We start from the raw sequence: 12,889 nt of genomic DNA on the forward strand, positions 1-12,889 counted from the left end.
GCTACACGAGCAGAACATCGATGGCAGCAATCTAAGGATGAAACACTTATTCCTGCAAGGTGTTTCCGCGGGCAGGTCAGCTTCGGGGTCACAAGCCGGCGTTCCTAAGGGCGGAGTCGCGTGTCGGCTTTACCTCGAAAAGTGGTATCCCGGATTTATGGGTACCGCCCTAGATTGAGCTGAGCTAAAGTCGCGACGGATGTTCACCTCTCCCCGTCAGGAGAGGTGGACCGAATCCGTGGTCAAACCGTTTCAACTTAACTTCATCCTGCTCTAGGCCCGCGCCGGCGCATCCGCGAGCGAGCTCAGCGCGATGCCGCCGACGATCAGGGCAGCGGCAATCGCCAGCGAGAGATCGATCGGTTCGCCGAGCAGCAGCGCCGCGGTCACGATGCCGACGATCGGCGTCCCGGTCGTGCCGAGCGAGGTGGTCAGTGCCGGCAGGCTCTTGTTGACCATCGACATCGCCCAATAGGCCAGCGCCGTGCCGATGAAGCCGGAGTAGAGGAACAGCAGCACGAGGTGTGGTGACCAGGTCACTGTGGGTACGCCTTCGGTGACCAGCGCGCTGATGGTCAGCACCAGCGTTGCGACCAGCACCTGCCACAGCAGGAGTTGCAGCGGCGTCGCGATCCAGCGGTGTGAGCGGATATAGATGATGTTGGCGGCCCAGCAGATCGCGGCGAGGATGATCATGCCGGCACCGGCGATCACGTGCAGATTGCTCCAGTCCAGCGATGTCGGGTTGAGGATCACGCAGAGGCCCGCGAGTCCGGAGGCAACGCCGACCAGCTTGAGCATGCCGAGCCGTTCGGTTCGCGCGGCGCCGGCGGCCAGCGCCACCCATAGAGGCGTGGTGTAGCCCAGCACGATGCCCTTGCTGGCCGGCAAATAGCGCAAGCCCGCGGCGACCAGCGTCGAGAAGAACGTCATATGCAGCAGCGCCACGCTGAGCACGACCGGGACATCGGCAATCCGCGGAATGATCAGATTGCCGCTGGCGCGCAGGATCACCAGCAGCGCGATCAGGGCGACCCAGCTGCGGATCGATGCGGTCCACAGCGGCGGCACCGCCTCGACCAGCGTTTTCGTCACCGACCAGTTGATGCCCCAGGCCAGCACCACGACGATGAACAGGGCGGCGGCCTTGGCGGGCGAGAGTGACTGGTTCACGACAGAATCCTTGCAGGCGATAACCCCCTGTGAATAGGATCACCCTGGCTCTCTCGAAAGAGCCAGATTAGATAGAACAAAGGAGCCAGATTGATCCTCGCCGAACTGCTCGCGCTGAAGCGGGCCGATGATGCCGGGTTGACTGCGCAACTGACCCAGCAGCTGCGCGCGCTGATGGCGAGCGGCCGGATCAGGAGCGGGGCTGTGCTGCCGTCGAGCCGCACGCTGTCGGCCGAGCTCGACGTGTCGCGCAACACGGTGACGCATGCCTATGAGCAGCTCGCGGCCGAGGGCTATCTGCGTGTCGCCGCGCGGCGGCGGCCGGTGGTGTCAGACGATATCGAGGTGCGCTTCGCCAAACCTGTAGGTGCGCCGAGGCGCGAGGCGCCCCGCAAACCGCTGTTGTCGCCCTGGGCCTTGCAGCTCTCCGACACGGACTGGCCGCTGTCCTACCAGGCGAAGTTCCGGCCGCTGCGTTCCGGACTGGCGGATGCGCGCGAGTTTCCGCATGAGATCTGGGCGCGCTGCCTGCGCCGTAGCGCGCTGCGCCGCCGCTTCAACGACCAGACCGTGGTCAATCGGTCGAGCCTGCGCGCAGCCTTGCGCGATTACCTCGAAATCAGCCGCGGCGTGCGCGCCGAGGCAGATCAGATCCTGATCCTGCCGACCGCGCAGGCGGCGCTGACGCTGATCGCCGCGACCCTCGTCGCGCCCGGCGATGCGGTGTGGACCGAGGATCCCGGCTATCCCGGCGCCGCGGCAGCGTTTCGCGCGGCCGGCGCCGACGTCGTCGGCGTCAGGCTCGATCAATGGGGCATGATGCGGATGCGCGAGGCGCGCGCGCCGAAACTGATCTTCACGACGCCCTCGCATCAGCATCCGACCGGACGGGTGATGCCGGTTGCGCGCCGCACCGAGTTGCTGGCGTCGGCCGCGTCCGGCAAGACCTGGATCGTCGAGGACGATTACGACGGCGAGTTTCACTATGACAGCCGCCCGATGCCTGCGCTGCAGGGGCTCGATCGCGAGGGGCGCGTGCTCTATCTCGGCACGTTTGCAAAAGCGATGACCGCCGATATCCGTATCGGCTATCTGGTGGTGCCGCCATCATTGGCGCAGACGATGGAAATCGCGCAGCGCCACCTCGGACTGATTGCGTCCGTCCACGTCCAGGAGGCATTGACCGACTTCATGGCCGACGGGCACTTCCTGGCGCATGTCAGGCGAATGCGGCGCGTCTACCGCGTGCGCCGCGACCATCTTGCCGCGGCGCTGGCGCGGCACCTTGCGCCGGTGCTCACCGCCGAGGTCCCGCCGGGCGGGATGCAGCTGATCGCCCGTTTCAAGGATGGCGCCGCGGACCAGAATGCGGTCGCGCGGCTGGTGGCGGCCGGCGTCGAGGTGCGCGCGCTCTCAAGCCTCGCGCTGCAGCGGCCACGCGACCACGGCCTGTTGCTCGGCTTCGCCGCCTGGCGCGAGAACGAGATCGGCGCCGCGGTGCGGACCATGGCGAACTGCCTGACCGGCAAGCGCGCCGCGCGCGGGTAGACGGTGAGGGGGCTCGCATGATTTCGGAATATTAGAAATATATCCCTGAGTTGCCCGACGTGTCAAGTTGCTTGGTCGAACGCCGGCAGCCGCCGACTCCTTTGCATGAGGTTGTTTTCGATATTTTGGCGGCGCCCGCCTGCGGAGGGCCGCAAGCGGGAGAGGAACGCAGCTCCGATGCCGGTACGAGTCGACCAAGTTCCTCTACGCCAATAGCTACTCCGCCGCCTTGGTGACGATCCGCACCTCGGATGTCAGCGTCTTGTGCACCGGGCATTTGTCGGCGATCTCCATCAGCCGCTTGCGCTGGTCGGCATCGAGGTTGCCCTCGATCCTGATGACGCGGTCGATCTGGTCCAGCATGCCCTCGCGCGTCTCGCACTCCTCGCAATCCTTCGCATAGATCTTGTTGTGCTGAAGCGTCACGGTGATGCGATCGACCGGCAGCGACTTGCGGTCGGCATACATCCGCATCGTCATCGAGGTGCAGGCGCCGAGGCCGGTGAGCAGGAAATCGTACGGTCCGGGGCCGGTGTCGTTGCCGCCGACGGCGACCGGTTCGTCGGCGATCAGCCGGTGCGGACCGGTGGTGACGATCTGCTGGAACTTGCCGTTGCGGGTCTCCTGCACCACGACGTTGCGCGACGCGCTGCCGGTGTCGGCAGCCGGCTGCGGCGTGAGATCGACGTAGCGCTCGGCCCAGGCGCCGATCACATCGGCGACATAGGCGGCATCCTGCTTGCCGCTCAGGAGATGATCGGCGCCCGCAAGCGAGACGAAGCTCTTGGGGTGCTTGGCCGCGATGAAGATGTTGGTGGCGTTGTCGATGCCGACGGTGTCGTCGGTCGGCGAGTGCATGATCAGCAGCGCCTTGTGCAGCTGCTTCACCTGCGCCATCAAATTCTGCTCGGCGACGTCGTCGAGGAATTCGCGCTTGATGCGGAACGGGCGGCCGGCGAGCGATACCTCGCCTTCGCCCTGCGCGCGGATGTCCTCGATCCGGTCCTTGAAGAGATGCGTGACATGGACGGGATCGGACGGCGCGGCGATGGTAACGACCGCCTTCGCCTCGGGGATCCGGCCCGCTGCCGCGAGGATCGCGGCACCGCCGAGGCTATGGCCGATCAGGATTGCCGGCGCCTTGCGTGTCTCGCGCAGATGGTCCGCGGCGCGCACCAGATCGGCGACGTTCGAGGAGAAGGTCGAGTTGGCGAAGTCGCCTTCGCTAGAGCCGAGGCCGGTGAAGTCGAAGCGCAGCGTGGCGATGCCCTTGGCCGCGAGCGCGGCGGCGATGCGCTTTGCCGCCAGCACGTCCTTGCCGCAGGTGAAGCAATGCGCGAACAGCGCGTAGGCCTTGATCGGACCGTCGGGCGTATCAAGGGCGGCAGCAAGCTGATGGCCGCCTACACCGGTGAATTGAAAACGTTCATGCGGCACAGGCGGGCTCCATCATTGCGTTGGTTCATCAGTCGCCAGAATAGCGCTGTTCGGCCCAGGGATCACCGCGATTGTGATAGCCGCGCACCTCCCAGAAGCCCGGCGCATCGTCGGTGAGGAATTCGATGCGCTGCAGCCATTTTGCGCTCTTCCAGAAATACAAATGCGGCACCACCAGCCGCACCGGGCCGCCGTGCTCCTGCTCGAGCGGCGTGCCCGACCAGCTATGGGCGAGCAGCGCGTCCTCGGCGGCAAAGTCCTCGAGCGGCAGGTTCGTCGTATAGCCGTCATACGAATGCAGCACGACGAAGCGCGCATCCTCACGCGGCTGGCAGGCGGCGAGCAGGTCGCTTGTCGCGAGCCCCTCCCATTGATTGTCGTAGCGCGACCAGGTCGTGACGCAGTGAATGTCGGAGACGAATTGGGTCTGCGGCTGTGCCATGAATTGCGGCCAGTCCCAGTAGAGCGTCTGCTCGACCGCGCCGTAGACGTCGAGCCGCCAGCGCTCCCGCGTGACGTTCGGCAGCATCCCGAGATCGAGCACCGGCCAGTCCGCCGTCAGATGCTGGCCCGGCGGCAGGCGCTGCTCCTCCGGCCTTGTGACCTTGCCGGTGAGGAATTTGCCCTCGCGCGCCCAGCGCTGCTTGCTACGCGTCAGCTTGCTGTCAGGCGGTTCGTTATCGTCAGACATGGCGTCGGTCCATCACTCGTGGCGATGCATCGCGGAGTCGTGCTTGGTGTCGCGCATGGTCGAGTAGATCAACAGCGACAGGAAGATCATGCCGCTGAGATAATAGTAGAACCAGTCCTCGTGCCCGATGCTCTTGAAATAGAGCGCAACCGCGGGTGCGGTGCCGCCGAAGATCGACACCGTGATGGCGTAGGGCAGGCCGACGCCGAGCGCGCGGACATTGGTCGGGAACAGCTCGGCCTTCACGATCGCATTGATCGAGGTGTAGCCGGCGACGAAGATCCAGGCGCCGCAGATCAGGAGGAAGGCGGTGAAGGGCGACTTGGTCTCCTTCAGCGTGGTCAGGATCGGGACCGTCGCCAGCGTGCCGGCGATGCCGAAGAAGATCAGCAGCGGCTTGCGACCGATGCGGTCGGACAGCGCGCCATAGATCGGCTGCAGGAAGGTCGCGAAGATCAGCGAGCCGAAGATCACGAAGGTGGTCTGGTCTTCGGTGAGGCCGACCGACAGTTTCACGAAGGTCTGCATGTAAGTGGTGAAGGTGTAGAACGCCGCGGTGCCGCCGGCGGTGAGGCCGACCACCAGCAGCAATTCGCGCGGATAGTTCAGGAGGCCGACGATCGAGCCGGTCGGCTTGGAGACCTTCTTCGCCTCCTCGAACGCCTCGGTCTCGTGCAGGCCGCGCCGCATCACCGCTGCGAAGATCGCGAGCATCGCGCCGATCACGAACGGAATCCGCCAGCCCCAGGCCTTCAGCTCGTCCGGGGTCAGGAACACCTTCTGCAGCAACAGCAGCACGATGATCGCGGTGAGCTGGCCGCCGATCAGCGTGACGTACTGGAAGCTGGAATAGAAGCCGCGATGCTTGGGATCGGCGACCTCGCTGAGATAGGTGGCGCTTGCGCCGTATTCGCCGCCGAGGCTGAGGCCCTCGATGACGCGGGCGAGCGCCAGGATCGCCGGGGCCGCAAAGCCGATCGTGGCATAGGTCGGCGTCACCGCGATGATCAGCGAGCCGAAGCACATGCAGACCACCGAAAGCGTCAATGACAGCCGACGGCCATAGCGGTCGGCGATGAAGCCGAACAGCCAGCCGCCGAGCGGGCGCATCAGGAAGGTCGCGGCGAACAGCACCGCGGCATTGAGCTGCTGCACCACCGGATCGCTGTGCGGGAAGAACGCCGGCGCGAAATACAGCGCGAATGCGGTGTAGGCGTAGAAATCGTACCACTCGACGAGATTGCCGACCGAGCCGATGAAGATCGCCTTCACCCGCCGCTCGACGTCATGGATGTCGAGATGATCGCTCGCGGGTTGAGCGGTTTGTTCGGACATTGGCAGGCCTCCCCGGATTCTCTGGCTCGATTCCGGGGCAACCTAACTCATTTGCGTGGTGCGATGTAACTGCTGTCCTGTTCTTCAGGCGTTCTTGCCGAACAGGACGGGCAGTTGACGCGGGCCGCGCACCGTGCCTTCCGACCAGGTGACCTTGCCGGCCGGGTCGAGGCGGAAGTCCGGAATCCGCTTCAGCCATTCCTCGATCGCCACCTGCATCTCCATCCGCGCCAAATTGGAACCGACGCAGCGGTGGATGCCGAGGCCGAAGGCGGCGTGGCGGTTCTCCTTGCGGTCGATCACCACCTTGTCCGCATCGGGGAACATGGCCGGGTCGCGGTTGGCCGCGGGGAAGGACAACAATACCATGTTGCCGGCCTTCACCGGACAGCCGGAGATCGTGGTCTCCTTCATCACCTCGCGCGCCATCGTCACCGGCGAGTAGGCGCGGAGGAATTCCTCGATCGCGGTCGGGATCAGCGCCGGCTCCGCAGTCAGGCGCTCGCGATCGGCCGGTGTCCTGGCGAGATGCCAGAGCGAGGAGCCGATCGCGCTCCAGGTGGTGTCGATGCCGGCGATCAGGAGCAGCCGCAGCGAACCGAGCACGTGCTCGTCGGTCAGCGGCTGGCCGCCGGGGCCCTTGGCCCGCAGCAGTTGCGAGATCAGATCATCGCCCGGCTCAAGCTTGCGCTGTTCGAGATGGGCCATGAAATAGCCGGTCATCTCGCGCACGCCGTTCATCAGCTCTTCTTCATTCTTGATGCCGAGCTCGAGGATCTGGTGGATCCATTTGATGAAGAGGTCGCCGTCCTTCTCCGGAATGCCCAGCATATGCGCGATGGCGCGCACCGGGATGTGCTTGGTGTAGCGCGCCGCGGCATCGCAATGGCCATCGGCGATGAACTCGTCGATCAACTCGTTGCAGATCGCGCGCACCCGCGGCTCCAGCCGCTTCATCGCGTCCGGCGTGAACGGCGGCAGCAGCACCTGCTTGGCGGGCTTGTGTTCCGGCGGGTCGGAGGTGATCGGCGGTGCGCGGGCGGAGATCTCGGGGCGGACGTCGCGCACGATGACGCGGCGCGAGGAGAAATGCTCGGTGTCGTAGGCGATCTCCTTCACCGCCTGATAGGTGGTCGGCATGTAGCAGCCGAGGAAACGCTCGGTATGCACGACCGGCGAGGCCGCACGCAGCGTCTCCCAGATCGGGAACGGATCGTCGGTCCAGACCGGATCGGTGTGGTCGAAATCATGGACCCAGTCGGTCACCGGGGGATGTTCGGGCAGGTAGCTTGCGGACGGGGAATCGGACATCAGCTCGTTTCCTTCTCGTTCGATCAGACGCTGGTTGGCGGAGCGGGAGGCGCGCGGCCATCCCTGCCGGCCGCTATTCCTCGGTGACTTCGATCGCGATTTCCGGGCAGTTGGTCTGCGCGAGCCAGGCCTTGTCCTCGAGCCCGGCCGGGACGGTCCCGTCGCCGACCTCATGGGCGTTGCCGTATTCGTCGAGCTCGAACAGTTCGGGGGCGAGCGATTTGCAGCGGGCGTGACCCTGGCATTTGTCCTGGTCGACGCGGATCTTGAGCTTGGACATGCAAGCACTCTCCCTCGGCTCAGGCGCGCTGCGGGGCGCGCCGGGTTCCTCAATTTTCATCTTATGCAAGTTCTAGCTTGCTTGGGCGGCCGGCCTCAAAGCCGGATCACCAAGTTATAGCCTATTACATTATCGTCGGGCACGGACGTCAAGCGAAAATTCAGCCAGCCGGGCGCCGGTGATCGGGATCGAGCGGACCGTCAGCCCGGCGAATTTTCCAGCAGGGCCTGGTCGAGGGCGTCGACCAGCAGGTCGACATGCTCAGCACCAAATACCAGCGGCGGCCGGATCTTCAGGACATTGCCGCCTGGCCCTGCCGCGCTGATCAGCACGCCTGTCTCGCGCAGCGCATTCACGATCCGCGCCGCCTGCTGGCCGGCAGGAGCGCCGCCATGGCGCAATTCGACGCCGATGAACAGGCCGGCACCGCGGACCTCCGCCACCAGTTCATGGCGCGCGCGCAATGCATCGAGCCGCTGGCGCAGAAGCGCACCGGTGCGCCCGGCGTTCTCGACCAGGCCTTCCCGCTCGATCACGTCGAGCACGGCCATGCCGGCGGCGGCCGACACGGGGTTGCCGCCAAAGGTGTTGAAGTAGCGCGAGCGGGCGCCGAATTCCCGGAGCAGGTCCGGGCGCGCGGCCATCGCGGCGATCGGATGGCCGTTGCCCATCGGCTTGCCCATCGTGACCATGTCGGGAACGATGCCGTGGCGGGCAAAGCCCCATAGGCCTTGGCCGCAGCGGCCGAAGCCGGGCTGCACCTCGTCGGCGATGAACAGCGCGCCGGCCGCGTGCGCGGCCTCCACCGCCGGCCGCAGGAAGCCCGGCGGGTCGGCGAATACGCCGTCGCTGGAGAAGATCGTATCGACCAGCAGCGCGGCTGGGCGAATGCCGTTGCGTGCCATATCCGCGAACGCTGTGCGGACGTGGTTGGCAAAAATCTCCCCGGTCTCATCGCCGGCGGACTGCGGCGCCGGCACCAGACGGACATGGGGCGCGGTCGGCTCGGGCAGGCCGAGCGACGGCGACAGTTCGGCCAGCGCGCCCGTCACGCCGTGATAGGCGGTCCGGGTAACGATGACGCCGGTGCCGCTGGTGCAGGTGCGAGCGACGCGGAGCGCCAGATCGTTGGCCTCGCTGCCGGTGCAGGTGAACATCACCTGGCCGATCTCGGCCGGGAAGGTCGCGAGCAGCCGCTCGGCGTAGTCGAGGATCGTCTCGTGCAGATAGCGGGTGTGGGTGTTGAGCACGGCAGCCTGCCGCGCGATCGCCTCGATGACCCGCGGATGGCAGTGGCCAACGCAGGCGACGTTGTTGTAGGCGTCGAGATAACGCTTGCCTGCGGCATCGTACAGCCAGATGCCTTCGCCGCGGACCACATGCACCGGTTGCTCGTAGAACAGCCGGTAGGCGGGACCGAGCAGGCGGTTGCGGCGCGCGATCAGCTGCTGGGTCGAGGTTTCGGCCGGCATCGTGTCACTCTCCCTGGCAGGCACGCTCGATCTGCTGCGTGGCCTGTGTTCGCGTCAGTGTCGCGATCCGGGCGAGCCGGGCCGACGCCTGCTTGTTGTTGCGCAGAATATACCCGCTGTTCTCCGGATAGCGAGCGGCCCTGATGTTACTGATCACGATCGTCATCACCATGCGGGTCGCGATCAGGTCGAACAGGATGGCGCGTTCGCGCGGCTCCAGCGGCGAGACCGCATGATACGCCGCAATCAGATCGAGCGCCGGCGCCAGCGGCTCGTCGCTGTCGGTCGCCTGATAGGCCGCGGCGATCGCCAGGTCGTTGATGCGGGCCGTCGCGGTCATGTCGCCGAAATCGATGATGCCGCAGACGCGGGTTTGTGAGTCCGCGTCGACGACGATGTTGTGCGGATTGAGATCGTTGTGCAGGGGTTGCTTTGGAAGCTGCACCAATACGGGCACGGCGTCGGCCACGAAATGATCGAGGACGCGTTCGACCAGTACGCGCTGGGCGGGAGGCACCGCGTCGAGCAGTGGCCGCAGTTCGGCGGCATGCTGGATGTCCCAGAGCAATTTGTGGTTTGCGCCGGGATGAACGAAGTCGCGCAGCGCAACGGCGAGCCGTGCCGCGCAGCGGCCGACGTCACCGCGCAACGCCGCCGACGGCGGCGCCTGATGCATCGGCGTTCCCGCGAGGAACGTCAGCAGCCGCACCACCCTCATCGAGCCGTCGTCGAAGCCGATATCGAGCTCAGCCGCGCCATCGCGCGTCGGAATAATGCGCGGAATCGGCAGCAGCGGATCACGGACCGCGACGTGCCGCAGCGCCTCGGTCTGCAGATTGGTGACGGCCCGATCTTCGTCGGGATTGGCGATCTTGAGGACGTATTCGCATCCATTTGGCGCGCGCAGCCGGAAATTCTGGTCGCGCTCGCTGTCGAGCCGGCGGATGTCGGCCGACAGGCCGTAATGCTCCATGACGAGCGCCTGCGCTCGCGCCTCCGCGATCGGCCCGGCGGCGCGCAGCCCGTCGAGCGGGTGCGCGGCATCGGCGGACGAACGGGGGATCTGCATCTGACGCTGCTCCGTATCGCAATCAATAGCCGCGTGTGCGGTCGATCGCATGCGGGGGACGCCGTCCGGCGCGGATCGCGTCCGCCGTCATGGCAAGCGTCGTCGCAACGGCGCTGATGCTGACGTCGCTCGCATCATGCGGCGTGATGGCGATCCGCGGATGATGCCAGAACGGATGTGCCTCAGGCAACGGTTCGGTGGCGAACACGTCGAGTGCCGCTCCGGCCAGCTGACCTTTGTCGAGTGCTGCGAGCAGATCGGCTTCCACCAGATGCTCGCCGCGGCCAACCTGGATCAGGTAGCCGCCGCGGCGCATCCGGCCGAACAGATCGGCATTGAGGATGTTGCGCGTCTCGGGTGTCAGCGGCAGCAGATTGACCAGCACCTCGGTCTCGCCGAGCATCGCGGCAAGACCGGCGGGCCCGTGAAAACTCCGGCTCGCCGACGAAATGGCCTTGGCGGTCCGGCTCCAGGACCGCACGGGAAAGCCGAGATGGGCGAGGTCGACGGCAACGCGCCGGCCGATCTCGCCATTGCCGAGGATGCCGACGGGCACATCCTGCGTGCGCCGCTGCGCGCGGCGTTGCCAGATCCGGTCGCGCTGCTGGGCGCTGAAGGCGGCAAAGCCGCGCTGATGCCCGATCGCATGCCAGGCGATGAAGCCCGACATCATCTGCCCCTGTCCGGGATCGACGACGCGCACCACGTCGACGCCGGGCGGCAGGCTCGGGCAGGCCATGATGTTGTCGACGCCGGCGGCGATCGAGCATACCGCCTGCAAATCGGGATAGCGTTCGAACGCGTCGTCGGGCGGATGCCAGGCCAAAGCGAGACGCACATCCGCGGCATCGCCGGCATGATCGACCACCTCGATGTGCGGCGCAATGCGCGCGAGCTCCGCACCGAAATAGTCATGCAGATCGAGGCTGCTGCTGATCAGGGCACAACGCATGGTTCAGGCCGCACGCGATGAGGAAATCTGCCCGGGCACCGCGGCGAGCAGCTCGCTTGTGTAGGGATGTTCGGGCGCCGAGAACAGCGCGGCGGTCGGCTTCAGCTCGACGATCGCGCCGCGCTGCATCACCGCGATCCGGTCGCAGATTTGCGCCGCCACCCGCAGATCGTGGGTGATGAACAGCATCGACAGGCCAAGCCGCGTCTTGAGGTCTTCCAGCAGGTTCAGCACCTGCGCCTGCACGGAGACATCGAGTGCCGAGACGGCTTCGTCGGCGACAATGATTTCCGGCTCGAGCGCAAGCGCGCGGGCGATGCCGATGCGCTGGCGCTGGCCACCTGAGAATTCGTGCGGATAGCGTTCCATCGCGCTGGCATTGAGGCCGACCAGACCGAGCAGCTCAGCGGCACGCTGACGTGCGACAGCGGGATCGGTGCCGTGGGCGATCGGCCCGTCAGCGATGATGTTGCCGACCTTGCGGCGCGGGTTGAGCGAGGCGAACGGATCCTGGAAGATCATCTGGATACGGCTGCGCTCCTTGCGCAGCGCGCGGCCGGCGACGCGGGTGAAATCGGTGTCGCCGAGGCGGACCGTGCCCTGGTCCGGCTCGATCAGGCGCATCACCAGGCGGGCGACGGATGACTTGCCGGAGCCGGATTCGCCGACCAGGCCGACGGTCTCGCCCTGCAGGATGTCGAAATTGACCTCGTTCGCGGCGCGTACCCGCCGCTCCGGCTGGAACCAGCCGCCGCCGCTGACATAGGTCTTGTCGAGACCGATCACCTCGACCGCCTTGGCGCGATCCGCAAGCGGCGCGCGCGGCGGCGGCTGCATCGAGGGCACCGCCGCGAGCAGCGCCCGCGTGTAGGCGTGTTGCGGTCGCCGCAACACATCGTCGGCCGCGCCCTGTTCGACCACCTTGCCGTGCTGGAGCACGACGACGCGGTCGGCGATGTCGGAGACGACGCCGAAATCGTGGGTGATGAACATGACTGCCATGTTGCGGCGGCGCTGCAAGTCGCGGATCAGCTCGAGGATCTGCGCCTGTGTGGTGACGTCGAGCGCGGTGGTCGGCTCGTCGGCCACCAGCACGGTCGGCTCCAGCGCCAACGCCATCGCGATCATGGCGCGCTGGCGTTGGCCGCCGGACAGCTGATGCGGGTAGGCGCGCGCCGAACGCTCGGGCTCGGGCAGGCCGACCTCGCGCAGCAGCTGCAATGCCTTCTGCTTGCGTTGCCGGGGCGTCAACAGATTGTGCGCCTCGAACATTTCGGCGATCTGGTCGCCGACCCGCATCAAGGGATTGAGCGCGGTCATTGGCTCCTGGAAGACCATCGCGATATGGCGACCGCGAAGCGCAAGCCAGCCGGTGTCGTCGAGGGTGAGCAGGTTCCGGCCGTCATACGCAATCTCGCCGGCCTCGCGGATGATGGTGTCCGGCAACAGCCCCATCAGCGCATGCGCGCACATCGACTTGCCGGAGCCGGACTCGCCGACCACGCAGAGGATCTTGCCGGGCACGAGATCGAAGGAGACGCGTCGACGCGTAAGGGCGGTCGGAGCCCGGCGGCAGCGCGAGCTTCAAGTTCTTGATCGAGACGACGGGTGCGGCCGACAT

At 66.2% G+C, this 12,889-nt stretch carries 10 protein-coding genes and 1 pseudogene; 1 reads left to right on the forward strand and 10 read right to left on the reverse strand.

The features are described 5' to 3' along the window. Nucleotides 1-273: 273 nt before the first annotated feature. Nucleotides 274-1,173, reverse strand: a complete 900-nt coding sequence (locus tag AKN84_RS07075; RefSeq protein ID WP_050420034.1) for a DMT family transporter — start codon at nt 1,171-1,173, stop codon at nt 274-276. Between the two features lie 90 nt (nt 1,174-1,263). Here AKN84_RS07075 and pdxR point away from each other — a divergent pair, with 90 nt between their 5' ends. Next, complete coding sequence (gene pdxR / locus AKN84_RS07080; RefSeq protein ID WP_128970520.1) at nt 1,264-2,721, forward strand: MocR-like pyridoxine biosynthesis transcription factor PdxR; 1,458 nt, start codon at nt 1,264-1,266, stop codon at nt 2,719-2,721. A gap of 216 nt (nt 2,722-2,937) precedes the next feature. Here the strand turns inward: pdxR and AKN84_RS07085 are convergent, their stop codons facing one another. From AKN84_RS07085 to AKN84_RS07125, 9 genes and pseudogenes are all read right to left on the reverse strand, one after another. After that, entirely contained in the window at nt 2,938-4,158 is a 1,221-nt protein-coding gene (locus AKN84_RS07085; RefSeq protein ID WP_050420035.1) for a bifunctional alpha/beta hydrolase/OsmC family protein, read from the reverse strand. Between the two features lie 28 nt (nt 4,159-4,186). Then, the gene (locus AKN84_RS07090) at nt 4,187-4,849 is read right to left on the reverse strand and encodes a sulfite oxidase-like oxidoreductase (protein WP_050420036.1); all 663 of its coding nucleotides are present in this window, start codon (nt 4,847-4,849) and stop codon (nt 4,187-4,189) included. A gap of 12 nt (nt 4,850-4,861) precedes the next feature. Beyond that, a complete protein-coding gene (locus AKN84_RS07095) occupies nt 4,862-6,184 on the reverse strand; it encodes an MFS transporter (RefSeq protein WP_050420037.1) in 1,323 nt (440 codons plus the stop codon). A gap of 84 nt (nt 6,185-6,268) precedes the next feature. Then, nucleotides 6,269-7,495 carry a cytochrome P450 gene (locus AKN84_RS07100; protein WP_050420038.1) on the reverse strand — a complete coding sequence of 409 codons (1,227 nt, stop codon included), beginning with the start codon at nt 7,493-7,495 and terminating at the stop codon, nt 6,269-6,271. Between the two features lie 73 nt (nt 7,496-7,568). Then, entirely contained in the window at nt 7,569-7,775 is a 207-nt protein-coding gene (locus AKN84_RS07105) for a ferredoxin (protein ID WP_038387982.1), read from the reverse strand. Nucleotides 7,776-7,975: 200 nt separating this feature from the next. After that, nucleotides 7,976-9,247 (reverse strand): aspartate aminotransferase family protein, encoded by a 1,272-nt coding sequence (locus AKN84_RS07110; RefSeq protein WP_050420039.1) that lies wholly within the window; start codon nt 9,245-9,247, stop codon nt 7,976-7,978. A 4-nt stretch (nt 9,248-9,251) separates the two neighbouring features. After that, nucleotides 9,252-10,316 (reverse strand): phosphotransferase, encoded by a 1,065-nt coding sequence (locus tag AKN84_RS07115; RefSeq protein ID WP_050420040.1) that lies wholly within the window; start codon nt 10,314-10,316, stop codon nt 9,252-9,254. A gap of 22 nt (nt 10,317-10,338) precedes the next feature. Further along, entirely contained in the window at nt 10,339-11,268 is a 930-nt protein-coding gene (locus AKN84_RS07120; protein WP_050420041.1) for a 2-hydroxyacid dehydrogenase, read from the reverse strand. A gap of 3 nt (nt 11,269-11,271) precedes the next feature. Continuing rightward, nucleotides 11,272-12,889 (reverse strand): annotated as a pseudogene (locus AKN84_RS07125) (ABC transporter ATP-binding protein).

The organism is Bradyrhizobium tropiciagri, from assembly GCF_001189845.1.
In the GTDB taxonomy this organism is placed as follows: domain Bacteria; phylum Pseudomonadota; class Alphaproteobacteria; order Rhizobiales; family Xanthobacteraceae; genus Bradyrhizobium; species Bradyrhizobium tropiciagri.

Bases quoted from the DNA above. Each gene is read 5' to 3' on its own strand.
- AKN84_RS07090 (WP_050420036.1), bottom strand. From the start codon at position 4,849: ATGTCTGACGATAACGAACCGCCTGACAGCAAGCTGACGCGTAGCAAG.
- AKN84_RS07095 (WP_050420037.1), bottom strand. From the start codon at position 6,184: ATGTCCGAACAAACCGCTCAACCCGCGAGCGATCATCTCGACATCCAT.
- AKN84_RS07100 (WP_050420038.1), bottom strand. From the start codon at position 7,495: ATGTCCGATTCCCCGTCCGCAAGCTACCTGCCCGAACATCCCCCGGTG.
- AKN84_RS07105 (WP_038387982.1), bottom strand. From the start codon at position 7,775: ATGTCCAAGCTCAAGATCCGCGTCGACCAGGACAAATGCCAGGGTCAC.
- AKN84_RS07110 (WP_050420039.1), bottom strand. From the start codon at position 9,247: ATGCCGGCCGAAACCTCGACCCAGCAGCTGATCGCGCGCCGCAACCGC.
- AKN84_RS07115 (WP_050420040.1), bottom strand. From the start codon at position 10,316: ATGCAGATCCCCCGTTCGTCCGCCGATGCCGCGCACCCGCTCGACGGG.
- AKN84_RS07120 (WP_050420041.1), bottom strand. From the start codon at position 11,268: ATGCGTTGTGCCCTGATCAGCAGCAGCCTCGATCTGCATGACTATTTC.